General features: G+C 64.6%; 26 protein-coding genes and 1 other RNA gene. 4 read left to right on the forward strand and 23 right to left on the reverse strand.

What is annotated here, in order from left to right; translation table 11 throughout:
• Nucleotides 1–4: 4 nt before the first annotated feature.
• From lpxC to rsmI, 18 genes are all read right to left on the reverse strand, one after another.
• The gene (gene lpxC / locus AC0J42_RS25820) at nucleotides 5–916 is read right to left on the reverse strand and encodes a UDP-3-O-acyl-N-acetylglucosamine deacetylase (RefSeq protein ID WP_008365412.1); all 912 of its coding nucleotides are present in this window, start codon (nucleotides 914–916) and stop codon (nucleotides 5–7) included.
• 112 nt (nucleotides 917–1,028) lie between these two features.
• Complete coding sequence (gene ftsZ, locus AC0J42_RS25825; RefSeq protein ID WP_416426822.1) at nucleotides 1,029–2,219, reverse strand: cell division protein FtsZ; 1,191 nt, start codon at nucleotides 2,217–2,219, stop codon at nucleotides 1,029–1,031.
• Between the two features lie 62 nt (nucleotides 2,220–2,281).
• Nucleotides 2,282–3,538 (reverse strand): cell division protein FtsA, encoded by a 1,257-nt coding sequence (gene ftsA, locus AC0J42_RS25830; RefSeq protein WP_008365410.1) that lies wholly within the window; start codon nucleotides 3,536–3,538, stop codon nucleotides 2,282–2,284.
• 14 nt (nucleotides 3,539–3,552) lie between these two features.
• A complete protein-coding gene (locus AC0J42_RS25835; RefSeq protein ID WP_416426824.1) occupies nucleotides 3,553–4,422 on the reverse strand; it encodes a cell division protein FtsQ/DivIB in 870 nt (289 codons plus the stop codon).
• Nucleotides 4,423–4,426: 4 nt separating this feature from the next.
• Nucleotides 4,427–5,386, reverse strand: a complete 960-nt coding sequence (locus tag AC0J42_RS25840; RefSeq protein WP_416426826.1) for a D-alanine--D-alanine ligase — start codon at nucleotides 5,384–5,386, stop codon at nucleotides 4,427–4,429.
• Complete coding sequence (gene murC, locus AC0J42_RS25845; RefSeq protein ID WP_416426828.1) at nucleotides 5,383–6,837, reverse strand: UDP-N-acetylmuramate--L-alanine ligase; 1,455 nt, start codon at nucleotides 6,835–6,837, stop codon at nucleotides 5,383–5,385. Before murC ends, AC0J42_RS25840 begins: the two co-directional genes overlap by 4 nt.
• The gene (murG, locus tag AC0J42_RS25850) at nucleotides 6,830–7,900 is read right to left on the reverse strand and encodes an undecaprenyldiphospho-muramoylpentapeptide beta-N-acetylglucosaminyltransferase (RefSeq protein ID WP_473004435.1); all 1,071 of its coding nucleotides are present in this window, start codon (nucleotides 7,898–7,900) and stop codon (nucleotides 6,830–6,832) included. Before murG ends, murC begins: the two co-directional genes overlap by 8 nt.
• Nucleotides 7,890–9,104: a putative lipid II flippase FtsW gene (ftsW, locus tag AC0J42_RS25855; RefSeq protein WP_416426832.1), complete on the reverse strand. Its 1,215-nt coding sequence runs from the start codon at nucleotides 9,102–9,104 to the stop codon at nucleotides 7,890–7,892. The genes murG and ftsW overlap by 11 nt, the downstream gene beginning before the upstream one ends.
• Nucleotides 9,101–10,447 carry a UDP-N-acetylmuramoyl-L-alanine--D-glutamate ligase gene (gene murD / locus AC0J42_RS25860; protein WP_473004436.1) on the reverse strand — a complete coding sequence of 449 codons (1,347 nt, stop codon included), beginning with the start codon at nucleotides 10,445–10,447 and terminating at the stop codon, nucleotides 9,101–9,103. The genes ftsW and murD overlap by 4 nt, the downstream gene beginning before the upstream one ends.
• 5 nt (nucleotides 10,448–10,452) lie before the next feature.
• The gene (gene mraY, locus AC0J42_RS25865; protein WP_416426836.1) at nucleotides 10,453–11,535 is read right to left on the reverse strand and encodes a phospho-N-acetylmuramoyl-pentapeptide-transferase; all 1,083 of its coding nucleotides are present in this window, start codon (nucleotides 11,533–11,535) and stop codon (nucleotides 10,453–10,455) included.
• Nucleotides 11,535–12,902 carry a UDP-N-acetylmuramoyl-tripeptide--D-alanyl-D-alanine ligase gene (locus AC0J42_RS25870; RefSeq protein ID WP_416426837.1) on the reverse strand — a complete coding sequence of 456 codons (1,368 nt, stop codon included), beginning with the start codon at nucleotides 12,900–12,902 and terminating at the stop codon, nucleotides 11,535–11,537. Before AC0J42_RS25870 ends, mraY begins: the two co-directional genes overlap by 1 nt.
• Nucleotides 12,895–14,358, reverse strand: a complete 1,464-nt coding sequence (locus tag AC0J42_RS25875; RefSeq protein WP_473004437.1) for a UDP-N-acetylmuramoyl-L-alanyl-D-glutamate--2,6-diaminopimelate ligase — start codon at nucleotides 14,356–14,358, stop codon at nucleotides 12,895–12,897. Before AC0J42_RS25875 ends, AC0J42_RS25870 begins: the two co-directional genes overlap by 8 nt.
• On the reverse strand, nucleotides 14,358–16,094 hold the full coding sequence (locus AC0J42_RS25880) for a peptidoglycan D,D-transpeptidase FtsI family protein (RefSeq protein ID WP_416427465.1): 1,737 nt from the start codon (nucleotides 16,092–16,094) through the stop codon (nucleotides 14,358–14,360). The genes AC0J42_RS25875 and AC0J42_RS25880 overlap by 1 nt, the downstream gene beginning before the upstream one ends.
• Nucleotides 16,094–16,387: a cell division protein FtsL gene (ftsL, locus tag AC0J42_RS25885; RefSeq protein WP_416426839.1), complete on the reverse strand. Its 294-nt coding sequence runs from the start codon at nucleotides 16,385–16,387 to the stop codon at nucleotides 16,094–16,096. The genes AC0J42_RS25880 and ftsL overlap by 1 nt, the downstream gene beginning before the upstream one ends.
• Entirely contained in the window at nucleotides 16,384–17,331 is a 948-nt protein-coding gene (gene rsmH, locus AC0J42_RS25890) for a 16S rRNA (cytosine(1402)-N(4))-methyltransferase RsmH (protein WP_473004439.1), read from the reverse strand. The genes ftsL and rsmH overlap by 4 nt, the downstream gene beginning before the upstream one ends.
• Entirely contained in the window at nucleotides 17,328–17,783 is a 456-nt protein-coding gene (gene mraZ / locus AC0J42_RS25895; protein WP_416426841.1) for a division/cell wall cluster transcriptional repressor MraZ, read from the reverse strand. The genes rsmH and mraZ overlap by 4 nt, the downstream gene beginning before the upstream one ends.
• 309 nt (nucleotides 17,784–18,092) lie before the next feature.
• An RNA gene (gene rnpB / locus AC0J42_RS25900) (RNase P RNA component class A) lies at nucleotides 18,093–18,452 on the reverse strand.
• Nucleotides 18,453–18,548: 96 nt separating this feature from the next.
• Complete coding sequence (rsmI, locus tag AC0J42_RS25905; protein WP_416426842.1) at nucleotides 18,549–19,391, reverse strand: 16S rRNA (cytidine(1402)-2'-O)-methyltransferase; 843 nt, start codon at nucleotides 19,389–19,391, stop codon at nucleotides 18,549–18,551.
• 210 nt (nucleotides 19,392–19,601) lie between these two features.
• Here rsmI and AC0J42_RS25910 point away from each other — a divergent pair, with 210 nt between their 5' ends.
• The 4 genes from AC0J42_RS25910 to AC0J42_RS25925 all read left to right on the forward strand — a co-directional run bounded on the left by AC0J42_RS25910 (nucleotide 19,602) and on the right by AC0J42_RS25925 (nucleotide 23,048).
• Complete coding sequence (locus AC0J42_RS25910; protein WP_473004441.1) at nucleotides 19,602–21,377, forward strand: penicillin-binding protein activator; 1,776 nt, start codon at nucleotides 19,602–19,604, stop codon at nucleotides 21,375–21,377.
• Entirely contained in the window at nucleotides 21,377–21,748 is a 372-nt protein-coding gene (locus tag AC0J42_RS25915; protein ID WP_473004442.1) for a YraN family protein, read from the forward strand. The genes AC0J42_RS25910 and AC0J42_RS25915 overlap by 1 nt, the downstream gene beginning before the upstream one ends.
• 131 nt (nucleotides 21,749–21,879) lie before the next feature.
• Nucleotides 21,880–22,473, forward strand: a complete 594-nt coding sequence (locus AC0J42_RS25920; RefSeq protein ID WP_416426845.1) for a phosphoheptose isomerase — start codon at nucleotides 21,880–21,882, stop codon at nucleotides 22,471–22,473.
• Nucleotides 22,470–23,048 carry a BON domain-containing protein gene (locus tag AC0J42_RS25925; protein WP_416426846.1) on the forward strand — a complete coding sequence of 193 codons (579 nt, stop codon included), beginning with the start codon at nucleotides 22,470–22,472 and terminating at the stop codon, nucleotides 23,046–23,048. The genes AC0J42_RS25920 and AC0J42_RS25925 overlap by 4 nt, the downstream gene beginning before the upstream one ends.
• 144 nt (nucleotides 23,049–23,192) lie before the next feature.
• Here AC0J42_RS25925 and AC0J42_RS25930 read toward each other — a convergent pair whose 3' ends face one another.
• The 5 genes from AC0J42_RS25930 to petA all read right to left on the reverse strand — a co-directional run bounded on the left by AC0J42_RS25930 (nucleotide 23,193) and on the right by petA (nucleotide 26,988).
• On the reverse strand, nucleotides 23,193–23,615 hold the full coding sequence (locus AC0J42_RS25930) for a ClpXP protease specificity-enhancing factor (protein WP_416426847.1): 423 nt from the start codon (nucleotides 23,613–23,615) through the stop codon (nucleotides 23,193–23,195).
• Between the two features lie 10 nt (nucleotides 23,616–23,625).
• Nucleotides 23,626–24,249 (reverse strand): glutathione S-transferase N-terminal domain-containing protein, encoded by a 624-nt coding sequence (locus tag AC0J42_RS25935; protein ID WP_416426848.1) that lies wholly within the window; start codon nucleotides 24,247–24,249, stop codon nucleotides 23,626–23,628.
• 158 nt (nucleotides 24,250–24,407) lie between these two features.
• On the reverse strand, nucleotides 24,408–25,184 hold the full coding sequence (locus AC0J42_RS25940) for a cytochrome c1 (protein WP_416426849.1): 777 nt from the start codon (nucleotides 25,182–25,184) through the stop codon (nucleotides 24,408–24,410).
• Entirely contained in the window at nucleotides 25,184–26,395 is a 1,212-nt protein-coding gene (locus AC0J42_RS25945) for a cytochrome b (protein ID WP_416426850.1), read from the reverse strand. Before AC0J42_RS25945 ends, AC0J42_RS25940 begins: the two co-directional genes overlap by 1 nt.
• Entirely contained in the window at nucleotides 26,395–26,988 is a 594-nt protein-coding gene (gene petA, locus AC0J42_RS25950; protein ID WP_416426851.1) for a ubiquinol-cytochrome c reductase iron-sulfur subunit, read from the reverse strand. The genes AC0J42_RS25945 and petA overlap by 1 nt, the downstream gene beginning before the upstream one ends.
• Nucleotides 26,989–26,994: the final 6 nt, after the last annotated feature.

Here is a 26,994-nt window from a genome sequence, read left to right on the forward strand (position 1 = left end):
CGACTTACACTGCCGCCACGGGACGCATGTAAGAGATCGGTGCCGTGCTGGCATCTTCGAAAGTCACCACTTCCCAGGCATCCTTCTGCTCGATGAGCTTGCGCAGGAGCTGGTTGTTCAGCGCATGGCCGGACTTGAAGCCACGGAACTCACCAATCAGGCTGTTGCCCAGCAGGTAGAGGTCACCGATGGCGTCCAGGATCTTGTGCTTGACGAATTCGTCTTCGTAGCGAAGACCGTCTTCGTTCAGCACGCCGTCCTTGTCGACCACGATAGCGTTTTCAACGCTGCCGCCGAGTGCGAGGTTGTGCTTGCGCAGGTACTCGATGTCACTCATGAAACCAAAGGTACGGGCGCGGCTGACTTCCTTCACGAAGGACGTGCTGGAGAAGTCGACGCTGGCACTTTGGGTGCGGTTGCGGAACACAGGGTGATCGAAATCGATCTCGAAGCTCACCTTGAACCCGTCGAATGGCACGAAAGTGGCGCGCTTGTCGCCGTCTTCCACTGTCACTTCGCGCAGGATGCGGATGAATTTCTTGGCTGCGTCCTGTTCTTCCAGGCCGGCAGATTGAATCAGGAATACGAAGGGTCCTGCACTACCATCCATGATCGGGACTTCGGACGCGGAGAGCTCGACGTAGGCGTTATCGATGCCCAGGCCAGCCATGGCCGAGAGCAAGTGCTCAACCGTGTCTACCTTGGTATCGCCGTTGACCAGAGTGGTCGACATCGTGGTCTCGCCGACATTTTCCGCTCGCGCAGGAATCTGCACCATTGGATCCAGGTCGGCACGACAGAAAACGATGCCAGTATCCACGGGTGCCGGCTTGAGGGTCAGGTATACCTTCTCCCCAGAGTGCAGGCCGACACCGGTGGCACGGATAATATTCTTCAGGGTGCGTTGTTTAATCATGGCATTGGCCGCTTCAGCGCAAATTGCGAACTGGTATCAACAAAGGCTGGCGATAATAGCAGACCCGGCCTTTGCTGAACACCAATCACCTTCATAGCCCTGATAAATTCCATCAATCGGCCTGACGACGCAGGAATGCCGGGATGTCCAGGTAGTCCAGATCGTCTTGCGGGTTGAGTTTGGCAGCCTGTGCCGCGCCTGCGTGTGCCTGGTTGCGCATCACGGTAGGACGGTCCAGGTCGCGGTAGTTCACCGACGGCAGTTCCTGACGAGCGGGCTGCTGTACGGCAGCTTGCTGGCTGGCGGCCTGCAGGGTGTTGTCGATGATTTTCACCGGCTTCTCGATCTTCGCGCCCAGGCCCGTGGCAACCACGGTCACGTGCAGCTCGTCGCGCATGTCCGGGTCGATCACGGTACCGACCTTGACCATGGCGTGGTCGGAAGCGAACGCCTCGATGATGCTACCCACGTCGGAGTATTCACCCAGCGACAGGTCAGGACCTGCGGTGATGTTCACCAGGATGCCGCGGGCGCCCTGCAGGTTGACGTCTTCGAGCAGCGGGTTGCGGATGGCCGCCTCGGTCGCTTCACGCGCACGGTTCGGACCGCTGGCGCAGCCGGTGCCCATCATGGCCATGCCCATCTCGCTCATGACAGTGCGCACGTCGGCGAAGTCGACGTTGATCATGCCCGGACGCTTGATGATGTCGGAGATACCGCGCACGGCACCGGCCAGCACGTCGTCAGCCTTGGCGAACGCGGACAGCAGGCTGGCGTCCTTGCCCAGGATGGTCAGCAGCTTCTCGTTGGGGATGGTGATCAACGAGTCGACGCTTTCCGACAGCGCGCGGATGCCTTCGTCGGCGATCTGCATGCGCTTGCGGCCTTCGAACGGGAACGGACGGGTCACGACCGCAACGGTCAGGATGCCCATCTCCTTCGCCACTTCGGCGATGATCGGCGCAGCACCGGTACCGGTACCGCCACCCATGCCGGTGGTGATGAAGACCATGTTGGTACCCACCAACACTTCGGCGATACGCTCGCGGTCTTCCAGTGCCGCCTGGCGGCCCACTTCAGGGTTGGCGCCAGCGCCCAGGCCCTTGGTCACGCCGGTGCCCAGTTGCAGGATGGTGCGCGCACCAATGTTCTTCAGGGCCTGAGCATCGGTGTTGGCGCAGATGAACTCGACGCCTTCGATGTTGCTCTTGACCATGTGATTGACCGCGTTGCCGCCGCCACCACCCACACCGATAACCTTGATTACCGGGCTTTGCGGGATGTTGTCTACAAGTTCGAACATGTTCCCTCTCCTTTCTCTAGTTTTAGCGCCTACTACTGCCTTTGAAGCTTTAAATCGGAAACTTAGAAGTTGCCTTGAACCCAACGTTTCAATCTTTCCAGCACAGGTGCCTTGGGTTCATCGCCATAGCTGTTGCTGTTACTCAAGCCGGTCAGGGTGGTGCCATCGTTCTGCTTCTGCAGCCCGTACATCAGCAGGCCCACGCCGGTCGAGTAAATCGGGTTGCGCACGACATCTGCCAACCCGCGAACCGAATGCGGTACGCCCAGGCGTACCGGCATGTGGAAAATTTCTTCGGCCAGTTCGACCGCGCCTTCCATCTTCGACGTACCACCGGTGAGCACGATGCCGCCGGGGATCAGGTCTTCGTAGCCGCTGCGGCGCAGTTCGGCCTGGATCAGGGTGAACAGCTCGTCGTAGCGCGGCTCGACCACTTCGGCCAGGGCCTGGCGCGACAGTTCGCGCGGCGGACGGTCGCCCACGCTTGGCACCTTGATGGTCTCGCCGGCGCCGGCCAGCTTGGCCAGGGCGCAGGCATAGCGGATCTTGATCTCTTCGGCGTACTGGGTCGGGGTACGCAGCGCCATGGCGATGTCGTTGGTGACCTGGTCGCCGGCGATCGGGATCACCGCGGTGTGGCGGATGGCGCCTTCGGTGAAGATGGCGATGTCGGTGGTGCCGCCACCGATGTCCACCAGGCACACGCCCAGCTCTTTCTCGTCGTCGGTCAGCACCGAGTAGGCCGAGGCCAGTTGCTCGAGGATGATGTCGTCGATTTCCAGGCCGCAGCGGCGCACGCACTTCTCGATGTTCTGCGCGGCGTTGACGGCGCAGGTGACCACGTGGACCTTGGCTTCCAGGCGCACGCCGGACATGCCCAGGGGCTCGCGCACGCCCTCCTGGTTGTCGATGGAGTAATCCTGCGGCAGGGTGTGCAAGACCCGCTGGTCAGCCGGGATGGCCACGGCCTGGGCGGCGTCCAGCACGCGCTCCAGGTCAGCGCTGCTGACTTCGCGATCGCGGATGGCGACGATGCCGTGGGAATTGAGGCTGCGGATGTGGTTGCCGGCAATGCCGACAAACGCCGAGTGGATACGGCAGCCCGCCATCAGCTGGGCTTCTTCCACCGCCCGCTGGATCGACTGCACCGTGGACTCGATGTTCACCACCACGCCCTTCTTCAGGCCGCGCGAGGGGTGGGTACCGATCCCGACGATATCCAGCGAACCGTCATCCGCCACTTCGCACACCAGTGCCACCACCTTGGAGGTACCGATGTCCAGACCGACGATCATTTTCCCGCTTTGCACGTTTGCCATGGTCCTGCCTCTTCTTAATTCTTCGCGACGGCGGCTTGGGCCGTCGGCTTCGCATTCGGGTCACGCCAGGCCACGGCCAGGCCGTTGGCGTAGCGCAGGTCGATGCTTGCGATATTCGTGATCTGGTCTTTCAGGGTCTTGTCGTAAATGGCAATGAAACGGCGCATTTTCTCGACGAGGTGGTCACGCCCCAGCAACAGCTCGATGCCGGGACCTGCGCTTCCTGCGCCGGTGGTGAGGAACCAGCTGCCCCGCTCGCGCAGCTCCAGCCGCACGATGGAGAAGCCCATGGGCCGCAGCATCTGGCTCAGCACCTGGTACTGCTGCATCACTTGCTGCTGGGCGCGTTGCGGCCCCACCAGCTGTGGCAGGTGCTCGTAGTTGGCCAGCTCGCGCGGCGCGAACGCCTCACCCTGGTTGTTGAGCAGTGCCGAGTCCCCCCAACGGGCCACGGGCAGCTGCTCTTCCAGCCGGATCACCACCTGGTCAGGCCACACCCGGCGAACTTCGGCGTGGGCGATCCACGGCATCTGCTCAAGCTCGGTGCGCATGCTGGTCAGGTCGATGGTAAAGAACGTCGACGCCACGTACGGGGCGATGCGCTGCTGCACCGCCTGCTGGCTGATGTAGCTGAGGTCGCCCTGCACGTTGATCTTGGTGATCGGCCGGTCGGCGTAGGGCATCAGGTAGATGGCGCCCTCGTAGGTGCCGACGCCCAGTGCCACCAGCAGCACCGGCCAGAACAGCTTCTTCAGGAAGCTGAAATTGGCCTTGCGTACCCGTGCGCCCATGGGCTCGTCGGCCACCATGCGGCTGGCGCCACGGGGCACCGGCTTGCTGCGGCCGGGTACGGGTTGCTGATGACGAAGCGTCGCGCCGTTCATGGGTTTACCCTCGCGCCTCTACGCTGTCGGCCAGGATCGCCAGCACCAGTTGCTGGAAATCGATGCCGGCAGCGCGAGCTGCCATGGGAACCAGGCTGTGGTCGGTCATGCCTGGGGCCGTGTTGACTTCCAGCAGCCAGAAACGCCCCTGCTCGTCCTGCATGACGTCGACGCGGGCCCAGCCGGCAATGCCGACGGCGTCACAGGCACGGGCCGTGAGGTCGATCAGCTCTTGTTCGCGGGTGGCGTCGAGGCCGCACGGGATTCGATACTGGGTATCGTTGGCCACGTATTTGGCGTCGTAGTCGTAGAACGAGTGCGAGGTGCCCAGGGCAATTGGCGGCAGGACCTGGCCGCGCAGGGTCGCAATGGTGAACTCCGGACCTTGAATCCATTGTTCGACCAGGACTTGCGAGTCGTAGGTGCTGGCCGCTTTCCATGCGCCGATCAATTCTTCGACGCTGGACACTTTGGCCATACCGATACTTGAACCTTCATGGGCCGGTTTGACGATCAAAGGGAAGCCCAGTTCCGCACTCGCGGAAATACAATCTGCCTCGCTGGCCAAAACCGCGTGATGCGGGGTTGGCAGGCCCAGGCTTTGCCACACCTGCTTGGTGCGCAATTTGTCCATGGCCAGGGCCGAGGCGAGGATGCCGCTGCCGGTGTAGGGGATGCCCAGGCACTCCAGCAGGCCTTGCATGCTGCCGTCTTCACCGCCACGGCCGTGGAGGATGACGAAGGCGCGGTCGATCTTCTCGCTTTGCAGGCGCGCCAGCAGGTCGTCGCCCACGTCCAGGCCGAAGGCATCCACGCCGGCGCTCTGCAGGGCTTCAAGCACGGCAGCGCCGGACTTCAGGGAAACCTCCCGCTCGGCGCTCTTGCCGCCGTAAAGCACGGCCACGCGCCCGAAGTCCTTCGGGGCAATGGTCGATAGCAGGGAGGAAGTGGTGCTGGCTGTCATTTCAATTTCCCCTCGCCGGCCTTGTCAGCGGCGAACAACGGACTTTTCAGTAATTGCGGGGCGAGCCCGCCGATGTCGCCGGCGCCCTGGCACAGCAGGATGTCGCCGGCACGCAGCAGTGGCTTGACCAGTGGGGCCAGTTCCACGCCGCGCTCGATGTAGATCGGGTCCAGCTGGCCGCGCTGGCGGATGCTGTGGCACAGCTGGCGGCTGTCGGCACCGGGGATCGGCTCTTCGCCGGCCGGGTAGACCTCCATCAGCAGCAGCACGTTGGCGTCGGCCAGCACCTGGACGAAGTCGTCGTACAGGTCGCGGGTGCGGCTGTAGCGGTGCGGCTGGTAGACCATCACCAGGCGGCGCTCCGGCCAGCCACCGCGCACGGCGCGGATGACCGCGGCCACTTCGGTGGGGTGGTGCCCGTAGTCGTCGACCAGCATCACGCTGCCGCCGTCCACCGGCAGTTCGCCGTACACCTGGAACCGCCGGCCCACGCCCTGGAAGCCCGACAGGCCCTGGACGATGGCTTCGTCGCTGACGCCTTCGTCGGTGGCGATGGCGATGGTTGCCAGGGCGTTGAGGACGTTGTGGTTGCCGGGCATGTTCACCGACACGTTCAGCGGCTCGCGGTCGCGGCGCAGCACGGTGAAGTAGGTCAGCATGCCTTCCTGGCGGATGTTGATGGCACGCACATCGGCTTCTTCGCTGACGCCGTAGGTCAGGGTCGGACGGGCGATCTGCGGCAGGATCTCGCGCACCACCGGGTCGTCCAGGCACACCACGGCCAGGCCGTAGAACGGCAGGTTGTGGAGGAAGTCGACGAAGGTTTTCTTCAGCTTGTTGAAGTCGCCACCGTAGGTCGCCATGTGGTCGGCGTCGATGTTGGTGACCACGGCCACCAGCGGCTGCAGGTGCAGGAAGCTGGCGTCGCTTTCGTCGGCTTCGGCGATCAGGTAGCGGCTGGTGCCCAGCTGCGCGTTGGTGCCGGCGGCGTTCAGGCGGCCACCGATCACGAACGTCGGGTCCAGGCCACCGGCGGCGAACACCGAGGCGATCAGGCTGGTGGTGGTGGTCTTGCCATGGGTACCGGCCACGGCGATACCGTGACGGTAGCGCATCAGCTCGGCGAGCATCTCGGCGCGCGGCACCACGGGAATGCGGCGCTCAAGGGCAGTGGCCACTTCCGGGTTGGAGGTGTTCACGGCGCTGGACACCACCAGCACGTCGGCGGTGGCGGCGTTCTCGGCGCGATGGCCGATAAAGATCTGCGCGCCGAACGACTGCAGGCGCTCGGTAACCGGCGAAGCCTTGAGGTCGGAGCCCGATACCTGGTAGCCCAGGTTCAGCAGCACCTCGGCGATACCGCACATGCCCACGCCGCCGATGCCGACGAAGTGGATGCGACGGATGCGGCGCATTTCAGGTTGTGGCATGGCTTTCTGATTCTCAACCATGGGCCACCTCCAGGCAGACGTCGACGACGGTACGGGTTGCATCGGGCTTGGCCAGGCGGCGTGCGGTGCTCGCCATGGTGTTGAGTTTTTCCGGTTGCATCAAAACCTCGTTCAGGCGTTCAGCCAGCTCGGCTGCGCCAGTTGTCGCTTGTGGCATCAGGAAGGCAGCGCCTTCACGGGCCAGATATTCGGCGTTGCGGGTCTGGTGGTCGTCGATGGCGTGGGGCAAGGGCACCAGCACCGAGGCCAGCCCGGCGGCGGCCAGCTCGCTGACGGTCAGCGCACCGGCACGGCACACCACCATGTCGGCCCAGCCATAGGCCTGGGCCATGTCCTTGATGAACGGCGCCACCTGCGCATCGATACCGGCGTCGCGGTAGCGCTGGGTGGTGACGTCACCGTGCAGCTTGCCGCACTGGTGGAACACTTCCGGGCGAATGGCCTCGGGCACCAGCGCCAGCGCGGCGGGGATCAGCTTGTTCAACGGCTCCGAGCCCAGGCTGCCCCCGGTGACCAGCAGGCGTGGCCGGCGGCCGGCCAGGGCCTGGCGCGGGGTTTCCAGGAACAGTTCGGGGCGCACCGGGTTACCGGTGGTGCGGCGCTTGGCCGAGGCACCGAAGGTGTTCGGGAAGGCCTCGCAGATACGCGCGGCCAGCGGCGCCAGCAGGCGGTTGGCGGTGCCGGCCACGGCGTTCTGCTCGTGGACGATCACCGGCACGCCGCACAGGCGCGCGGCCAGGCCACCAGGGCCGGTCACGTAGCCGCCGAAGCCCACCACGCACACCGGCTTGAGCTGGCGCATCAGCTTGCGCGCCTGCAGCAGCGCGCGTACCAGCACGAACGGCGCCTTGAGCAGCGACAGCTTGCTCTTGCCCCGCAGCCCGGCGACGTTGATCAGGTGCAACGGCAGGCCAGCCTGGGGCACCAGTTCGTTCTCGATGCCACGCGGGGTGCCCAGCCAGTGCACGGTGTAGCCACGGGCCTGGAATTCGCGGGCGCAGGACAGCGCCGGGAACACGTGCCCGCCGGTGCCGCCTGCCATGATCAATACGTTACCGGCCACGGGCTGGCTCCTCTGCGAAGTCGCTCTCGTTGAACTCGGTTTCCTCACTGCCCAGGTGCGTGCGGCTCTCCCATTCGATGCGCAGCAGCAACCCCAGGCAGGCACAACAGATCACCAGCGAGCTGCCCCCGTAGCTGAGGAACGGCAGGGTCAGGCCCTTGGTCGGCAGCAGGCCGACGTTCACGCCGATGTTGATCAGGAACTGGCCGATCCACAGGAACGACAGGCCGTAGGCCATGTAGGCGGCGAAGAACTGTTTGCTGCGCTCGGCCCAGACGCCGATGTACATGCCGCGAATACACACGAACACGAACAGCGCCACGGTGCACAGCGAACCGACCACGCCCAGCTCTTCGGCCAATACCGAGAACACGAAGTCGGTGTGCGCTTCAGGCAGGTAGAACTGCTTCTGCACGCTGTTGCCCAGGCCGGCGCCCAGCCAGCTGCCGCGACCGAAGGCGATCAGCGCCTGGGTCAGCTGGTAGCCGGAACCGAACTGGTCGGCCCAGGGGTCGGTGAAGGTGGTCAGGCGGGCCATGCGGTACGGCTGCGCCTGCACCAGGATGAACACCGCGGCCACCGCCAGCACCACCATCAGGGCGAAGCGGAACAGGCCCACGCCACCCAGGAACAGCATGGCCGCCGCGGCGCCCATCATGACCACGGTGGCGCCGAAGTCGGGTTCCATCAGCAGCAGCACGGCCATGGGCAGCAGCACGATGAACGGCTTGAAGAAGCCCATCCAGGTCTCGCGCACTTCCTTCTGCTGGCGGATCAGGTAGCCCGACAGGAAGATCACCACGAAGACCTTGGCCACCTCCGAGGGCTGCACGTTGAAGGCGCTGAAGCCGATCCAGCGCATGGAGCCGTTCACCTCGCGGCCGATGCCCGGCACCAGCACCAGCACCAGCAAGCCGAAGGCGCCCAGCAGCATCATCCAGCCCAGGCGCTGCCAGGTGGCGATGGGAATCATCATGGTCACGCCGCAGGCGCCCAGGCCCAGCACCAGGTACACCAGGTGGCGGATCATCATGTACAGCGGGTTGCCCGATTGCACGGCGGCCACTTCGGACGACGCCGAGGTGATCATCACCAGGCCCAGGCCCAGCAGCGCCAGGCAGCCGGCCAGCATCGGGAAGTCGACGTCGATGCCGCGGCCAGTGATCAGCGGCGACGGGTAAGGCTTGATCACGCCAAAGATCATGACAAGCCCTCCACGGCCTGGGCGAACAGGCGCCCACGCTCTTCGTAGTTCTTGAACATGTCCAGGCTCGCGCAGGCCGGCGACAGCAGCACGGCATCGCCGGGCTGGGCCAGGGCGGCGCATTGTTCGACGGCTTCGTCGAGGGTCTTGACCCGCACCAGCGGCACGCCGTCGCCCAGGGCGGCAGCGATCAGCTCGGCGTCGCGGCCCAGCAGCACCACGGCGCGGCAGTGGGCGGCGACCGGGGCCTTGAGGCCGGAGAAGTCGGCGCCCTTGCCGTCGCCACCGGCCACCAGCACCAGCTTGCCGTCGATGTCGGCGCCCAGGCCTTCGATGGCCGCCAGGGCGGCACCGACGTTGGTGGCCTTGGAGTCGTCGTAGTAGCTCACGCCGTCACGCTCACGCAGCCATTGGCAGCGGTGCGCCAGGCCGGCGAAGGTGCGCAGGGTGGCCAGCATCGGCTCGAACGGCAGGCCCACGGCGTGGCCCAGGGCCAGCGCGGCCAGGGCATTGGCCTGGTTGTGCGAGCCGCGAATTTTCAACTCGCTGACTGGCATCAGGTTCTGGAATTCGAACGCCAGGTACTTCTGGCCGTTCTCTTCGCGCAGGCCGAAGGCCTTGAAGTCTGGCTTGTTGAGACCGAAGGTCCAGCACGGCAGGCCCTCGCCCATCAGCGGCCGGGTCAGGGCATCCTGGCGGTTGTAGACCACCTGGCGGGCGCCACGGAAGATCCGGTGCTTGGCCAGGTGGTACGCCGGCAGGCCGCTGTAGCGGTCCATGTGGTCTTCGCTGATGTTCAGCACGGTGGCCACTTCGGCGTTGAGCTGGTCGGTAGTCTCCAGCTGGAAGCTCGACAGCTCCAGCACGTACAGCTCGACGTCGTCGGCCAGCAGGTCGAGGGCCGGGGTGCCCAGGTTGCCGCCCACGGCCACGCGCTTGCCAGCCGCGGCCGCCATGTCGCCGACCAGAGTGGTGACGGTGCTCTTGGCGTTGGAGCCGCTGATGGCGACGATGGGCGCCTGCGCGTTACGCGCGAACAGCTCGATGTCACCCGACAGCCGCACGCCACGGGCAGCGGCCTGCTGCAGCGCCGGCGTGGCCAGGGCCAGGCCGGGGCTCACCAGCAGCTCGCTGGCGCGGCACAGGAACTCCACGTCCAGCTCGCCACAGCGCACTTCAACCTGCGGGTAGTCACGGCGCAACGTCGCCAGCTCCGGCGGATTCTCGCGCGTGTCGGCCACGGCAAAGGCAATGCCCCGGCGCGCCAGGAAGCGCACCAGGGACATGCCGCTCTTGCCGAGGCCGACAACGATGCGGAATTGGTCAGAAGCGATCAGAGACACTCGTTCTACCTCAGTTTCAGGGTGGCAAGGCCGATCAGCACGAGGATCACGGTGATGATCCAGAAGCGGACGATCACGCGCGGCTCGGGCCAGCCCTTGAGTTCAAAGTGGTGGTGGATAGGTGCCATGCGGAACACGCGGCGACCGGTCAGTTTGAAAGAGGCCACCTGAATGACCACTGACAGGGTCTCCATCACGAACACGCCACCCATGATGAACAGCACGATTTCCTGGCGCACGATGACGGCGATGGTGCCCAGGGCAGCGCCCAGAGCCAGCGCACCGACGTCACCCATGAAGACCTGGGCCGGGTAGGTGTTGAACCACAGGAAGCCCAGGCCGGCACCGATCAGCGCGCCACAGAACACGATCAGCTCGCCCGCGCCCGGCACGTACGGGATCAGCAGGTAGTCGGCGAATTTCACGTTGCCCGACAGGTAGCAGAAGATGCCCAGGGCACCGCCCACCATCACGGTCGGCATGATGGCCAGGCCGTCCAGGCCATCGGTGAGGTTCACCGCGTTGCTGGAGCCCACGATCACGAAGTAGGTGAGGATGATGAAGCCCACGCCCAGGTAGATGCTGGCGTCCTTGAACATCGGGATGATCAGGGTGGTTTCCACGGCGCTTGGCGCGGTGGCGTACAGGAAGATCGCCGCGCCCAGGCCGAATACCGACTGCCAGAAATACTTCCAGCGGCTAGGCAGGCCGCGCGAGTTCTTCTCGATCACCTTGCGGTAGTCGTCCACCCAGCCGATGCCGCCGAACAGCAGGGTCACCAGCAGCACGGTCCACACGTAGCGGTTGGTCAGGTCGGCCCACAGCAGGGTGCTGATGCCGATGGCCGACAGGATCAGGGCGCCGCCCATGGTCGGGGTGCCGGACTTGGACAGGTGCGATTGCGGGCCGTCGTTACGCACGGCCTGGCCGATCTGACGAATCTGCAGGGTACGAATCATCCAGGGGCCCAGGAACAGGGCCAGCGACAGCGCGGTCAGCACACCCAGGATCCCGCGCAGGGTCAGGTACTGGAAGACCGCGAAGCCTTTGTAGAACTGTTGCAGATACTCCGCCAGCAGCAGCAGCATTAATGTTTCTCCCCGCTGGAACCGCACAAGGCCGCCACGACGTTTTCCATCGCAGCGCTGCGCGAACCCTTGATCAAAATAGTGGTGTTCTTGCCTTTCTCGGCGCCAAGCGCAGCGATCAGGTCAAGTTGTGTGCCGAAATGGCGAGCATTGGTACCGAACGCATTCACTGCGTGAACCATGTTCGGGCCCACGGCGTACAGGGTGTCGACCTTGCCGAGGGCGTATTCGCCCACCTGCCGATGCCCCTCTTCCGCCCATTGCCCCAATTCGCCGATGTCCCCGAGCACCAGGACGGTGCGTCCGGAAAAGCCGGCGAGTATATCAATGGCCGCGCACATTGAGGTGGGGTTTGCGTTGTATGTATCGTCAATTACACGCACGCCGCTCGGCGCGATCTGCGCCACGGTGCGGCCCTTGACCGGCTGCACGCTTTCCAGGCCACGGGCGATGTCGCCAATGGCCAGACCAAAGGCATGGGCGGCGGCCGCGGCGGCCAGGGCGTTCTGCACGTTGTGGGTGCCCAGCAGGTTCAGCTGGACCCGCGCCGTGCCTTGCAGGCCGTGCAGGTTGAAGCTCGGGCAGCCGCGTTCATCGGCCTGGATGTCGCTGGCGTGGAAATCGGCTGCCGTGTTGGTCAGGGCGAAGCTGAGCACGCGGCGCTGGCCGGCACGGGTGTGCCAGATGCCGTAGGCCTTGTCGTCCAGGTTGAGCACCGCAGTGCCGTCGGCGGCCAGGCCGTCGATGATTTCGCCCTTGGCCTCGACGATCTTCTCCGGCCCGCCGAACTCACCCACGTGGGCGGTGCCGGCGTTGTTGAGGATGGCCACGTGGGGCTGGGTCAGGCCCACGGTGTAGGCGATCTCGCCCAGGCGCGAGGCGCCCAGCTCGATGACCGCGGCGGTGTGCTGCGGGGCCAGTTCGAGCAGGGTCAGCGGCGCGCCCAGGTCGTTGTTCAGGTTGCCACGGGTCGCCAGGACATCGCCCTGGGTGCGCAGGATGCCGGCCAGCAGCTCCTTGACCGTGGTCTTGCCGCTGGAACCGGTGATAGCGGCGACAGGACGGTTGAAACGGGCACGGTTCAGCGCGCCCAGTTGGCCCAGCGCCACGCGGCAATCAGCCACCACCAGTTGCGGCAGGTCGACGCCGGCCACTTCACGCTCCACCAGCGCGGCGACCGCGCCCTTGGCGGCGACGTCGGCCAGGTAGTCATGGCCGTCGAAACGCGGGCCGGTCAGTGCCACGAACAGCTGGCCGGCGACGATGGCGCGGCTGTCGATGCTGACACCGTTGAATTCCACATCCTGGCCATGCAAACGCGCAGCCAGCGGCTTGAGCAGTTCTGCCAGGGACATGGGCTTAAGCATGGTCCACCTCCCAGGTAGCCAGGGCCTTGGCGGCCTCCTCCAGATCGGAGAACGCCAGGCGCTGGCCGTTGATTTCCTGATAATCCTCGTGCCCCTTGCCGGCCAGCACGATCACGTCGTCGGCATTGGCCTTGGCGATGAGCTGGGCAATGGCCGGGCCACGCCCCGAGACGAACTCGACCCGGGCATCAGCGCTGAAACCGGGGCGAATGTCGGCAAAGATCTGCAGCGGGTCTTCGCTGCGCGGGTTGTCGTCGGTGACCAGCACGCGGTCGGCCAGGCGCTCGGCCACTTCGGCCATGAGCGGGCGCTTGCCACGGTCACGGTCGCCGCCACAGCCGAACAGGCACACCAGCTCGCCCTTGGCGTGCGGGCGCAGGGCCAGCAGCACTTTGTCCAGGGCGTCGGGGGTGTGGGCGTAATCGACCACCACCAGCGGCTGCTTGCCACCGCCCAGGCGCTGCATGCGCCCCAGGGGGCCTTCCAGCTGCAGCATCACCTTGAGGATGTCATCCAGCGGGTAATCCAGCGCCAGCAGCGTGCCGACCGCGGCCAGCACGTTGCTGAGGTTGAAACGCCCCAGCAGGCGGCTGCGCAGCACGTGCTCGCCCTGGGCAGTGACCAGGGTGGCGCGCACGCCGTGGTCGTCGAACTCGGCTTCGCGGCAATACAGGGTGGCCGCCGGGTCCAGCAGGCTGTAGGTGATCAGCCGCGACTCATGGGCTTCCTCGGCCAGGGTGCTGCCGAAGGCATCATCCAGGTTCAGCACCCGGCAGCGCAGGCCGGTCCAGCCAAACAGCTTGGCTTTGGCGGCAGCGTAGGCCTGCATGCTGCCGTGGTAGTCCAGGTGGTCGCGGCTGAGGTTGGTCAGCACCGCCACGTCGAATGCCAGCGCGGCCACGCGGCCCTGGTCCAGGGCGTGGGACGACACTTCCATGGCCACGGCCTTGGCCCCGGCCTTCTTCAGGTCGGCCAGGGTCGCCTGCACGGCGATCGGGTCGGGCGTGGTCAGGCGGCCGCTTTGCAGGGCTTCGTAGAAACCGGTGCCCAGGGTGCCGATCAGGCCGCAGCGCTGGCCCAGCAGGTCCAGGGCCTGGGCCACCAGTTGGGTGACGCTGGTCTTGCCGTTGGTGCCAGTGACACCCACCACGTTCAGCAGGCGGCTCGGGTCGCCGTAGAAGCGCCCGGCAATGTCGGACAGCTGGCGCACCAAGCCCTTGACCGGAATCAGCGGCACGTCGGTGATCGGCAGCACGGTGGCGCCGTCCACTTCGTAGGCCACGGCGGCAGCGCCACGGCCCAAGGCGTCGGCGATGTGCGCACGGCCATCGACCTTGGCCCCTGGCACGGCCAGGAACAGGTCGCCGGGGCGCACGCTGCGGCTGTCCAGCGCCAGCTCGCGGATCAATGGATCGCGGTTGGCCTGGGCGAAAATCTTGCTCAGCGGCATGCTCATCAGCCACGCCCTCCCTTGCTGGCCGCAGGCTGGGCCTGGGCTGTTTCCTGCGGGGTGCTCGGCAGGTTGTCGGGGGTCACGTTCATCAGCCGCAGCGTGCCGGACATGACCTTGCTGAACACAGGTGCCGATACCAGGCCACCGAAGTAACCGGCCTTGCTCGGCTCGTCGATGACCACGACGATGGCGTAGCGCGGGTCGCTGAGCGGGCCGAAGCCGGCAAACAGCGAACGGTAGGCGTTCTCGGTGTAGCCGCGCGAACCGATGGTGGCCTTACGGGCGGTACCCGACTTGCCGGCCACGTGGTAGCCCGGCACCCGCGCACGGTAGACGCCGCGCGAGTCCTCGATCACTTCCTTCATCATGCCTTGCAGGGTCTTGGCCACCTGCTCTGGCATCACCCGCGTGGCCGCCGGCTTGCCGTCGACCTTGAGGATGCTCAGCGGCACGATCTCGCCGTCGTTGGCGATGGCCGAATAGGCGTGCACCAGCTGCAGCGCGGTCACCGACAGGCCGTAGCCGTAGGACAGGGTCGCGGTCTCGGCCTTTTTCCAGTCGCGGTGGTTGGGCAGGTTGCCCACGCGCTCGCCCGGGAAGCCCAGGCCGGTGTATTGGCCAAGGCCCACGGCCGACATGGCACGGAAGATGTTCTCGCCGCCGACATCGAAGGCCACCTTGCTCATGCCCACGTTACTGGAGTTGATCAGGATGCCGGTGAGGTCGAGGATCGGGCCCTCGGTCTTGGTCACGTCTTTAATGGTGTAGCGGCCGATCTGCAGGCTGCCGGGGTACACCTCGACCTTGTCGGTCGGCTTCCAGCGCCCGGTCTCCAGGGCCGCGCTCATGGAGATCGGCTTCATGGTCGAGCCGGGCTCGAACACGTCGGTGATCGCCCGGTTGCGCATGGACGCCGGGAACATGGTCTTGCGGTTGTTCGGGTTGTAGGTGGGCTGGTTGACCATGGCCAGCACTTCGCCGGTCTTCACGTCCATGATCACCAGGCTGCCCGCCTTGGCCTCGTTCTCGACGATGGCGTTGCGCAGCTCGCGGCTGGCCAGGTATTGCAGGCGCAGGTCGATCGACAGGGTCAGGGTCTTGCCCGCCTTGGCGTTCTTGGTGACCTGCACGTCCTTGATCAGGCGGCCGCGGCGGTCCTTGATGACCTGGCGCTTGCCCGGCACGCCGGCCAGCCAGTCTTCGTACGCCAGCTCCACGCCCTCGCGGCCGTGGTCGTCCAGGTCGGTGAAGCCGACCATGTGCGCGGTCACGTCACCGGCGGGGTAGAAACGACGAAATTCCTCGATGCCGTAGACACCAGGAACCTTGAGGTCGAGCACGGTCTGGCCCTGCTCCGGCGTAAGGCCGCGCACCAGGTAGATGAATTCCTTGGTGGCCTGGGCGTCGAGGCGCGTCGACAGCTCCTTGGGGTCCTGCCCCAGGGCTGCTGCCAGTGCCGGCCATTTGCTCTTGTCCGCCTGCATCTCCTTGGGGTTGGCCCACAAGGTGGTGACCGGCGTACTGACGGCCAACGGCTCGCCGTTGCGGTCGGTGATCAGGCCGCGGTGCGCAGGAATGGGAATGTGCCGCACGCTGCGGGCATCGCCCTGGCCCTTGAGGAAATCATGGTCGATGACCTGCAGGTCGACGATGCGCCACACGATCGCGCCCACCATGATGCCCAGCAAGGCCACGAGCACCCGGAAACGCCACGGGTACAGGGCGCCGTCGAGCTTCATCATGGCGTCACCATCTTGATTTCGGCGGCGTCGGGAATACGCATTTTCAGTTGGCCGCTGGCCAGCGCCTCGATGCGGCTATGGGCGGTCCAGGTGCTTTGCTCCAGGATCAGCCGGCCCCACTCGGCCTGCGCCTTGTCGCGCTCGCTCAACTCGTTGTACAGGCTGTTGAGCAGCTGACGGTTGAGGTGCGCGCTATAGGACACGGCGATGGCCGACACCAGCACGGCAATGAACAGCAGCAGCATCAGGAAGCTGCCGCCCGGCAAAGGCTTGGCGTAGAGCTTGCTCACCGCAGCTTCTCCGCCACGCGCATGACCGCGCTGCGCGAGCGCGGGTTGGCCTTGAGCTCGGCTTCAGACGCGAACTGGGCCTTGCCGTGAACCTTGATTTTCGGCTCGAACGCCTGGAAGCGCACGGGAAGGTTGCGCGGCAGGTTGTCGGCCTCGCCCTTGGCGAGCTTGCGCATGAACAGCTTGACGATGCGGTCTTCCAGCGAGTGGAAGCTGATGACCACCAGGCGGCCGCCGATTTCCAGCGACTCCAGCGCGGCTTCAAGGCCCGCCTCCAGGTCAGCCAGCTCGTTGTTGACGTGGATACGCAGGCCCTGGAAGGCACGGGTAACCGGGTTCTTGCCCTTTTCCCAGGCAGGGTTGGCGACCTTCAGCACTTCGGCCAGGTCGGCGGTGCGCTCGAATGGCTTGATTTCACGGCGTGCGACCACGGCATTGGCCATGCGCTTGGCGAAGCGCTCTTCGCCGTATTCCTTGAACACGCGGGCAATTTCTTCGGCCGGGGCGTTGGCGATGAACTCGGCGGCGCTGACGCCGCGGCTTGGGTCCATGCGCATGTCCAGCGGGCCGTCGTTCATGAAGCTGAAGCCGCGCTCGGGGTCGTCCAGCTGGGGCGAAGACACACCCAGGTCCAGCAGCACGCCGTTGACCTTGCCGGCCAGGCCTTGGCTAGCAATTTCGCTACCCATTTCCGCAAAACTGCGCTGCACAATGACAAAGCGGCCGTCTTCGGCCGCCAGCGCTTGCCCCGTGGCAATCGCTTGTGGGTCCTTGTCGAAGCCCAGCAATCGGCCGTCCGGCCCCAGGTGCTTGAGGATCAACCGGCTGTGACCACCCCGCCCGAAGGTACCGTCCACATAGCAGCCATCGCCCTGTATGGCGAGAGCCTCGACGGCTTCGTCAAGCAATACGGTGATGTGGTTAAAGCCGCTATCTATAGTCACAGAATCAAATCACGCAGTTCATCAGGCATGGCGCCCGGTTGTTGAATAGCTGCCAGGTCCGCATCAGCAAGCGCGTTCCAGGCATCCTCGTCCCACAGTTGAAACTTGTTCAGCTGGCCTACCAGCATCACTTTCTTGTCCAGCTTCGCGTACTCGCGCAGGCGCGGCGGAACCAGAAAACGCCCGCTGCCGTCGAGCTCCAGGTCAACCGCGTTACCAATCAGCAACCTTTGCAGACGGCGGTTTTCTTCCCGGAGCGACGGCAGCGCGCGCAGCTTTGTTTCAATTAATTCCCATTCGTCCAGCGGGTACACACACAGGCAGCGGTCGACGGCGTCGATGGTCACGATCAACTGGCCATTGGAGCGCGAAACCAGCTCGTCACGGTACCGGCTCGGCATGGCGAGACGGCCCTTTGCATCGAGACTGATGGCATTAGCTCCGCGAAACACAGAGGCGCTTCCCCAAGATTTAGTTTTTCGTGCCTAAAAACCCACTTTGTGCCACTTTCCGCCACTTGCGCACACTATAGGAATGCGCCCACACCACCGTCAAGGCACGCTCGTAAGGAAAACCCTTACAGATCGGCGATTTAGGTGACAAAAGGAAAGAGATGGGCTAAATCGAGGGAAACGCGGGGGTATAAAGCCAAGTTAACTCAAGGGTCTACGCGTCAAACTTAAAGTGATTTATTAAGAGTAAGATTTTTTCGGTATTACCAGGGCCGCTTCTGCTATTGATTGATGCAGAAGGGAAAAGAGGTGGAGAGTCGATCTGTAAGCCGGGTTCTGTCGAGGACAGTCATTCCTCTACGATGGCCATCACTGGACACCTTTAGCAACCTACCCGGTTCCAACGCGGGCCGCGCCATGTGGAACCCTATTTGGTCTTGCTCCGAGTGGGGTTTGCCTAGCCACGAACTGTTACCAGACGTGCGGTGCGCTCTTACCGCACCTTTTCACCCTTACCGGCGCCGAAACGCTTAGGCGGTTATTTTCTGTGGCACTTTCCGTAGGCTCGCGCCTCCCAGGTGTTACCTGGCACTCCGCCCTATGGAGCCCGGACTTTCCTCCCCCCGCTTTTGCGGAACAAAAGCAGGCAGCGACTGTCCAATCGACTCTCCGCCGACAAGGTTACGGAATAGCTAGGCCAGCTGCAAGCTTTAAGCTTCAAGCTGCGCGCTTGAGTGCCTGTCTTGCAGCTTGCCCCTCGCAGCTTTAGCTGCTTTTCTGCCGCTCCAACGCCACCTGGTACAGCACATTCTTGCGCGCCCCGGTAATTTCCGCCGCCAACGCCGCCGCGCGCTTGAGGGGCATCTCCTTGAGCAGCAGGTCCAGCACGCGCATCACCTCGGCGCTCACCACCTCGTCACTTTCGGGCGGCGTCCAGCCTGCCACCAGCACCACGCACTCGCCGCGCTGCTGGTTGCTGTCGCTCTCCACGAAGGCACGCAGCTCGGCCAGCGGCAGGCCCTTGAGGGTCTCGAAGGTCTTGGTCAGTTCGCGCGCCAGCAGCGCCGGGCGCTCGGGGCCGAACACCAGCTCCATGTCCTGCAGGCATTCCAGGATACGGTGCGGCGCCTCATAGAAGATCAGCGTACGCGGCTCTTCGCGCACCTGCTCCAGGCGCGAGCGGCGGCCGACGGTCTTGGCCGGCAGGAAGCCTTCGAAGATGAAACGGTCGGACGGCAGGCCGGCCGCCGACAACGCCGCGATCAGCGCGCAAGGGCCGGGCACCGGCACTACCGGGATACCCGCGGCGCGTACCTGGCGCACCAGGTGGTAGCCAGGGTCGGAGATCAGCGGCGTGCCGGCGTCGGAGATCAGCGCCACGCTCTCGCCCGCCAGCAGCTTGTCGAGGAAGCGCCCGCCCTCGTCGCGCTCGTTGTGCTCGTGGCACGCGGCCAGCGGCGTGTTGATGCCGAAGTGCTGCAGCAGGCGGATCGAATGGCGGGTGTCCTCGGCGGCGATCAGCGCCACGTCGTTGAGGATCTTCAACGCCCGAGCGCTCATGTCGTCCAGGTTACCGATGGGCGTGGCCACCACATAAAGTGTTCCCATCGCGGAATTCGAAGCACCTGGAGCAGTCACAGCACACACCTGTCGTTGGCAAAAGCGGCATTGTAGCGCGCCCTTTCGCCCAGCGGCCAAAAAGCCCGCGGTAAAACCCTGAATGACCTTTGATGCGCCTTTCACGCCAGTGACATCGCACCGGGGGCCGTGCTTGGGTACAATTGCGGGCCTAACCGATCGAGTATCAGGAAGATATACATGACAGCTTGCCTGCGGCTGCTCTCAGCCCTATGCCTTGCCGCCCTGTTGGCGGCCTGCGCCAGCGCGCCTTCCAACAGCCTCGGCGAACTGCCGCGTACGCCTGACGCCACCATCGAGCAACTGCTCGGCCAGGCCGCCTCGGCCAAGACCCCGGCCGACGCCGCCGTGCTGCGCCTGAGCGCCGCCGACCTCGCCTACCGCCAGCACGCCAACCAGCGTGCCGCGCAGATCCTGGCACAGGTGCAGGTCGAGCAGCTCAACGTGGGCCAGCAGATCATCGCCAGCACCCTGGCAGCCGAGCTGGCCCTGGCCCGCAACCAGCCCAAGGAAGCCCTGGCCGCGCTCAACCACCCCAGCCTGCAGCGCCTGAACGAGGCGTCGGTAGAGCAGCAGGTCCGCGCCCACACCGTGCGTGCCCGCGCCCTGGAAGCCGACGGCCAGCCCCTGCCCGCCGCCCAGGAACGCGTGTTCATCGCCCCGCTGCTCAGCGGCGACGCGGCCGCCGCCAACAACGAAGCCATCTGGACCCTGGTCAGCAGCCTGCAGGTCGACCAGCTGCAATCCACCGGCACCGACGACCTGGCAGGCTGGCAGAGCCTGGCCCTGGCCGTGAAGAGCGCCGGCACCCTGGACCAGCAGAAGGCTGCCATCGACAACTGGCGCAGCAGCCACCCCGACCACCCCGCCGCCAAGCAATTGCCGGTGGCACTGGTGAAGCTCAAGGAGCTGACCAGCCAGCCGCTGACCAAGATCGCCCTGCTGCTGCCCCAGCAAGGCCAGCTGGCCTCGGTGGGCAAGGCCCTGCGTGACGGCTTCATGGCCGCCTACTACCAGGCCCAGCAGGCCGGACAGAAGCCACCGGTGGTGGAAGTGTTCGACAGCTCCCGCGTGACCTCCATGGATGACTTCTACCGCCAGGCCCAGGCCGCCGGCGCGCAGCTGGTGGTCGGCCCGCTGGAGAAACCGCTGGTGAAACAACTGGCCGGTCGCCCACAACTGCCCATCACCACCCTGGCGCTCAACTACAGCGACGGCACCCAGGCCAACCCGCCACAACTGTTCCAGTTCGGCCTGGCCGCCGAAGACGAGGCCCGCGAGGTTTCCCGTCGCGCCCGTGCCGATGGCCTGCACCGCGCCGTGGCCCTGGTGCCGCGCGGCGAGTGGGGCGACCGCGTGCTGGCCGCCTTCCGCCAGGACTTCGAAGCCAACGGCGGCCAGCTGCTGGGCTCCCAGCGCGTTGACCAGCCCGTGGCCCTGGCCCAGCAGATCGGCGACCTGATGCAGGCTCGCCAGGGTGGCAACGGCAGCAACGGCTCGCGTCGCCAGGACGTCGACTTCATCTTCCTGGCCTCCACCCCGCAACTGGCCCAGCAGATCAAGCCGACGCTGAACTTCCAATACGCCGGTGACGTGCCGGTGTACGCGACGTCCAACGTCTACAGTGCCAGCGGCGACCAAGCCCAGTACAACGACATGAACGGCGTGCGCTTCTGCGAAACCCCGTGGCTGCTGGACAACAGCAACCCGCTGCGCCAGCAGGTGGTGCACCAGTGGCCCCAGGCCGGTGGCAGCCTTGGCCGCCTGTACGCCATGGGTGCCGACGCCTTTGGCCTGGCCCCGCGCCTGGCGCAGTTGAAAGCGCTGCCGGACAACCGCCTGCAAGGCCTGTCGGGCAACCTGAGCATCAACGCCGGCCAGCGCATCGAGCGCCAGCTGCCGTGGGCCCAGTTCGCCAATGGCCAGGTGCAGCGCCTGCCGGACACTGTGCAGTAATGCTCGCCAGCTCGCCGCGCCAGGCCGGCCAGGAGGCCGAAGCGCAAGCCCTCGCACACCTGCAGCAGCAGGGTTTGCAGGTGCTTGCGCGCAACTGGCTGTGTAAAGGCGGCGAGCTTGATCTGGTCATGCTTGATGGCGATACAGTAGTATTCGTCGAAGTTCGTTACCGCCTGCACGCACAATGGGGTGGCGCGCTCGAAAGTATCGACGCGCGCAAGCGTGCCAGAGTGGTCAATGCCGCACATTCGTTCCTGCACCAGGAAGCACGCTGGGCCAACCACCCATGCCGCTTCGACGTGATCGCCCTGGAAGGCACCGCCAGCAAGGATTTGCGCCTGAACTGGCTACGCAACGCCTTCGACAGCTGACCAGGCCATCGTGAGCGCTGCCGTTTACCCCCTTATTCCAACGTTTTTTGCTCTTTGCTTTGCGGGCTGCACATTCATGTGCCGGGACGCTGAACAGCGCCCGACCAGCCGCCCTAATTAAGGTCACACTGATGGACATGCAATCCCGAATTCGCCAGCTTTTCCAGGCCAGTATCGATACCAAGCAACAGGCGATGGAAGTCCTTGCACCGCACATCGAGCAAGCCAGCCAGGTCATGGTCAACGCGCTGCTCAACGAAGGCAAGATGCTGTCCTGCGGCAACGGCGGCTCGGCCGGCGACGCCCAGCACTTCTCCTCGGAGCTGCTCAACCGCTTCGAGCGCGAGCGCCCGAGCCTGCCGGCCATTGCCCTGACCACCGACAGCTCGACCATCACCTCGATTGCCAACGACTACAGTTACAACGAAGTGTTCTCCAAGCAGATCCGCGCCCTGGGCCAGCCCGGCGACGTGCTGTTGGCGATCTCCACCAGCGGCAATTCCGCCAACATCATCCAGGCGATCCAGGCCGCACATGACCGCGAAATGGTTGTCGTAGCCCTGACCGGTCGCGACGGTGGCGGCATGGCCTCGCTGCTGCTGCCCGAGGACGTGGAGATTCGCGTCCCGGCCCACGTCACCGCACGCATCCAGGAAGTCCACCTGCTGGCGATCCACTGCCTATGCGACCTGATCGACAGCCAACTGTTCGGGAGTGAAGAATGACCCCTAATCGCCTTGGCCTGATGGCCTTGACCCTGTGCCTGAGCCTGACCGGCTGCAGCTCGTTCCTGACGGCTACCCGCGACAAGCCGATCGAGGATGACCGCGGCACCCGCACCTTCGGCAGCAAGATCGACGATTCGCTGATCGAGACCAAGGTGTCGGTGAACGTGGCCAAGGCCAGCCCTGACCTGGACCAGAACTCGCACATCATCGTCAGCAGCTTCAACGGTGTGGTGCTGCTGGCCGGCCAGACCCCGCGCGCCGACCTCAAGGCCATGGCCGAACAGGCCGCCGCCGGCGTGCAGCGCGTCAAGCGCGTGCACAACGAACTGCAGGTGATGGCGCCCTCCTCGATCCTGGCACGCAACAACGACGCCTGGCTGACCACCAAGATCAAGACCCAGATGCTGGCCGACGCCAGCATCCCCGGCTCGCGCATCAAGGTGATCACCGAGAACGGCATCGTCTACATGCTGGGCCTGGTGACCCAGAAGGAAGCCGCCCAGGCAGCCTCGCTGGTGCAGGGCGTGGGTGGCGTGCAGAAGATCGTGAAGCTGTTCGAATACATCGATTGACCGCCTGTAGCCGCTGCCGCCAGGCTGCGCTGGCCCTGTGCCTCACTGAAGATCCTCAGGGTTCACGCCGGCCAGCGCAGCCTGGCGGCAGCGGCTACAGATCCTGGCACAAAAAAAGGCGATCCAACTGGATCGCCTTTTTTGTTACTTGACCACCTTCAAGCTAGGCCGCCCTGCCGGGCGTTGCGGTCGCCCGCCATCGGGCGGCAGGTCATCGTCGCTGCCATCGAGCACGACTTCTTCTTCCTCGGCCAGCGATGGCTCCAGGTCGAAGACCATGCCCTGGCCGTTTTCCCGGGCATAAACGCCCAGGATAGCGCCGATCGGCACGTAGAGCGTGTGCGCAACGCCGCCGAAGCGACCTTCGAAGCTGACCGCGTCGTTGTCCATGTGCAAATGGCGCACGGCACTGGGCGACACATTGAGGACGATCTGGCCATCACTTGCAAAGCCCTTGGGGACCTGCACCGAACGGTGTTCGGAATTGACCAGCATGTGGGGCGTGCAATCGTTATCCACGATCCACTCGTAGAGTGCACGTACAAGGTACGGACGACTGGAGTTCATCAACGGCTCCTTAAACCGGGCGCATTTCACGTTCAGCGGCCGAGAGGCTAGCCTGGAAGGCCTCACGGGCGAACTGACGTTCCATATAGTCCAGCAGCGGCTTTGCAGGCCGCGGCAATTCGATACCCAGCACTGGCAAGCGCCAGAGTATGGGCAGTAGACAGCAATCAACCAGACTTTGCTCCTCACTGAGGAAGAAAGGCTTGTCGGCAAACAGGGGCGAAACGCCCGTCAGGCTCTCACGCAACTCCTTGCGGGCCTGTACACGCGCCGGTTCCTTGGTGCGCGCGTCAAGAATCAGGTCCACCAACCCGCACCAGTCGCGCTGGATCCGGTGGATCAGCAGGCGGCTGTTGGCCCGCGCCACCGGGTACACCGGCAGCAGCGGCGGATGCGGGTAACGCTCATCCAGATATTCCATCACCACGGTGGATTCGTACAGCGCCAAATCCCGATCGACCAGCGTCGGCAGGCTGCCGTACGGGTTCACTTCGATCAGCTTGGCCGGCTGCGAACCTGCCGCCACACTGATGATCTCGGCGCTTACACCCTTCTCGGCGAGAACGATGCGCACCCGGTGAGAATAGTGGTCAGCGGGGTCGGAGTAACAGGCCAACCGGTTGGTCACGCCCATGGCGGTCCTCCTCGCGTATAAAAAACATGAATAACACAAAAACGAGCGCGCCCCTGAAGCACTCCCTCGGCGAAGGTGGCTGGAACGGCTTCCAGCTTCGCCATGCAACGGAGTCGCCAAAGGGGCGCGCGCATTTAACAGCAGATCTTACCGCATATTCAATGAACGTCTTTCCAGTATTCACGTTTGAGCAGGTAAGCAAAGATGAACAAAACCGCCAGGTACAGCAGCACGTACGTGCCGATTCGCTCGGCCTGCAGCTTGTTGGGGTTGGCCGAGTACGCCAGGAAGGTCACCAGGTTCTTGATCTTCTCGTCGAACTGCTCGGGCGTCAGGCTGCCGGTTTTCGGTAGCAGGGTCAGCTGGTCACAGGCCTCGTGGGTCAGCGGCGCGCCGGTGAGCGGGTCGTACTGCTTCTTGCCGTCAGTGACCACCTGCACCTGCTTGCAGCCGATCACCTGGCGGCCCTGCAGGCCGCCCAGCACGTTGGGCATGCCGACGTTGGGGAACACGGCGTTGTTGACGCCCCAGGGCCGCGCAGGGTCCTCGTAGAACGAGCGCAGGTAGCCGTAGAGCCAGTCGGTGCCACGCACCCGCGCCACCAGCGTCAGGTCCGGCGGCGCCGCGCCGAACCAGGCCTTGGCGTCGGCGGGCTGCATGCCGATGGTCATGTGGTCGCCGATCTTGGCGCCGGTGAACACCAGCTTCTGCAGCATCAGGTCGTGGGGAATGCCCAAGTCATCGGCGACACGCTCGTAGCGCTGGAACTTGGCGCTGTGGCAGCCCATGCAGTAGTTGGCGAAGGTGCGGGCGCCGTCCTGCATGGCGGGCTTGTCGGCCAGGTCGATGTCGACCTTCTCCAGCTCCGGGCCTTCGGCAGCCAGGGTCAACGCGGGCAGTAACGCAAGAATGAATACCGCTAATAATTTTTTCATCAGCCAGTCACCCTTTCCGGTACCGGTTTGGTCTTCTCGAAGCGGGTGTAGAACGGCATCAGGATGAAATAGGCGAAATACAGCACCGTGCACACCTGGGACACCAACGTTCGCTCCGGCGTCGGCGGTTGCACGCCCAGGTAGCCCAGGGTCATGAACGACACGCAGAACAGCGTCAGGGCCACGCGGCTGACCCAGCCCTTGTAGCGCATGGACTTCACCGGGCTGCGGTCCAGCCAGGGCAGCACGAACAGCACCGCAATGGCGGCGCCCATGGACATCACCCCCAGCAGTTTGTCGGGCACCGCACGCAAGATCGCGTAGAACGGCGTGAAGTACCACACCGGGGCGATGTGCTCGGGCGTCTTGAAGGCGTTGGCCTGCTCGAAGTTGGGTTTTTCCAGGAAATAGCCGCCCATTTCCGGGAAGAAGAACACGATGGAACAGAACACGAACAGGAACACCACCACGCCGACAATGTCCTTCACCGTGTAGTACGGGTGGAAGGCAATGCCGTCCAGGGGCACGCCGTTTTCGTCCTTGAGCTTCTTGATTTCGATGCCGTCGGGGTTGTTGGAGCCCACCTCGTGCAGCGCCAGGATATGCAACACCACCAGACCCAGGATGACGATGGGCAAGGCAATCACGTGCAGGGCAAAGAAGCGGTTCAGGGTGATGCCGGAAATCAGGTAGTCGCCGCGAATCCACTGGGTCAGGTCATTGCCGATCACCGGGATGGCGCCGAACAGCGAGATGATCACCTGCGCGCCCCAGTACGACATCTGCCCCCACGGCAGCAGGTAGCCCATGAAAGCCTCGGCCATCAGCGCCAGGTAGATGAGCATGCCGAAGATCCAAACCAGCTCCCTGGGCTTCTTGTAGGAGCCGTACAGCAGGCCGCGGAACATGTGCAGATACACCACGATAAAGAACGCCGAAGCGCCCGTGGAGTGCAGGTAGCGCAGGATCCAGCCGTAGGACACGTCGCGCATGATGTACTCGACCGAGGCGAACGCCTCTTCTGCCGAGGGCGTGAAGCTCATGGTCAGCCACACGCCGGTGATGATCTGGTTGACCAGCACCAGCAGCGCCAGCGAGCCGAAGAAATAGAAGAAATTGAAGTTTTTCGGGGCGTAGTATTTGGTGAGGTGCTCTTCCCACATTTTTGTCGCGGGGAAGCGGGCATCCACCCAGGCCATGAACTTGCTCATCACGCTTTCTCCTGATCGACGCCGATGACAATCACATCGTCCGACTCGTAAGAGTGCGGCGGCACCGCCAGGTTGAGCGGTGCGGGCTGGGACTTGTAGACGCGACCGGCGAGGTCGTAGTGGGAACCGTGGCAAGGGCAGAAATAGCCCCCCACCCAATCCTTGCCCAGGTCGGCCGGGGCCACCTCGGGGCGGAAAGTCGGTGAGCAGCCCAGGTGCGTGCAGATGCCGATCAGAATCAGCACCTGCGGCTTGATGGAGCGCAGCTTGGGGTCGACATAGGCAGGCTGGGTCGAGTTCTTGGACTCGGGGTCGGAGAGACGGTCTTCGATCTTGCCCAGGTTGGCGATGATCTCGTCGGTGCGGCGCACCACGAACACCGGCTGGCCACGCCATTCGGCAATCACCTGCTGGCCGGGCTCCACCTTGCTGATATTGAACTTGACTGGAGCCCCCGCCGCCTTGGCCTTGGCACTGGGAAACCAAGACCCCACGAACGGGACCGCAGCCCCTACCGCTCCTGCTGCGCCGACCACGGACGTGGCCGCTACGAGGAAGCGACGCCGGCCTGCATTCACGCCGTCATTGCTCATTCAGTC

It is taken from the genome of Pseudomonas sp. Tav-5-1A (assembly GCF_055755055.1).

What these genes read in the sequence shown, in the direction of transcription:
- lpxC (WP_008365412.1), bottom strand. Translation starts at nt 916, where the DNA reads ATGATTAAACAACGCACCCTGAAGAATATTATCCGTGCCACCGGTGTC.
- ftsZ (WP_416426822.1), bottom strand. Translation starts at nt 2,219, where the DNA reads ATGTTCGAACTTGTAGACAACATCCCGCAAAGCCCGGTAATCAAGGTT.
- ftsA (WP_008365410.1), bottom strand. Translation starts at nt 3,538, where the DNA reads ATGGCAAACGTGCAAAGCGGGAAAATGATCGTCGGTCTGGACATCGGT.
- AC0J42_RS25835 (WP_416426824.1), bottom strand. Translation starts at nt 4,422, where the DNA reads ATGAACGGCGCGACGCTTCGTCATCAGCAACCCGTACCCGGCCGCAGC.
- AC0J42_RS25840 (WP_416426826.1), bottom strand. Translation starts at nt 5,386, where the DNA reads ATGACAGCCAGCACCACTTCCTCCCTGCTATCGACCATTGCCCCGAAG.
- murC (WP_416426828.1), bottom strand. Translation starts at nt 6,837, where the DNA reads ATGGTTGAGAATCAGAAAGCCATGCCACAACCTGAAATGCGCCGCATC.
- ftsW (WP_416426832.1), bottom strand. Translation starts at nt 9,104, where the DNA reads ATGATCTTTGGCGTGATCAAGCCTTACCCGTCGCCGCTGATCACTGGC.
- mraY (WP_416426836.1), bottom strand. Translation starts at nt 11,535, where the DNA reads ATGCTGCTGCTGCTGGCGGAGTATCTGCAACAGTTCTACAAAGGCTTC.
- AC0J42_RS25870 (WP_416426837.1), bottom strand. Translation starts at nt 12,902, where the DNA reads ATGCTTAAGCCCATGTCCCTGGCAGAACTGCTCAAGCCGCTGGCTGCG.
- AC0J42_RS25875 (WP_473004437.1), bottom strand. Translation starts at nt 14,358, where the DNA reads ATGAGCATGCCGCTGAGCAAGATTTTCGCCCAGGCCAACCGCGATCCA.
- AC0J42_RS25880 (WP_416427465.1), bottom strand. Translation starts at nt 16,094, where the DNA reads ATGAAGCTCGACGGCGCCCTGTACCCGTGGCGTTTCCGGGTGCTCGTG.
- rsmI (WP_416426842.1), bottom strand. Translation starts at nt 19,391, where the DNA reads ATGGGAACACTTTATGTGGTGGCCACGCCCATCGGTAACCTGGACGAC.
- AC0J42_RS25910 (WP_473004441.1), top strand. Translation starts at nt 19,602, where the DNA reads ATGACAGCTTGCCTGCGGCTGCTCTCAGCCCTATGCCTTGCCGCCCTG.
- AC0J42_RS25915 (WP_473004442.1), top strand. Translation starts at nt 21,377, where the DNA reads ATGCTCGCCAGCTCGCCGCGCCAGGCCGGCCAGGAGGCCGAAGCGCAA.
- AC0J42_RS25920 (WP_416426845.1), top strand. Translation starts at nt 21,880, where the DNA reads ATGGACATGCAATCCCGAATTCGCCAGCTTTTCCAGGCCAGTATCGAT.
- AC0J42_RS25925 (WP_416426846.1), top strand. Translation starts at nt 22,470, where the DNA reads ATGACCCCTAATCGCCTTGGCCTGATGGCCTTGACCCTGTGCCTGAGC.
- AC0J42_RS25930 (WP_416426847.1), bottom strand. Translation starts at nt 23,615, where the DNA reads ATGAACTCCAGTCGTCCGTACCTTGTACGTGCACTCTACGAGTGGATC.
- AC0J42_RS25935 (WP_416426848.1), bottom strand. Translation starts at nt 24,249, where the DNA reads ATGGGCGTGACCAACCGGTTGGCCTGTTACTCCGACCCCGCTGACCAC.
- AC0J42_RS25940 (WP_416426849.1), bottom strand. Translation starts at nt 25,184, where the DNA reads ATGAAAAAATTATTAGCGGTATTCATTCTTGCGTTACTGCCCGCGTTG.
- AC0J42_RS25945 (WP_416426850.1), bottom strand. Translation starts at nt 26,395, where the DNA reads ATGAGCAAGTTCATGGCCTGGGTGGATGCCCGCTTCCCCGCGACAAAA.
- petA (WP_416426851.1), bottom strand. Translation starts at nt 26,988, where the DNA reads ATGAGCAATGACGGCGTGAATGCAGGCCGGCGTCGCTTCCTCGTAGCG.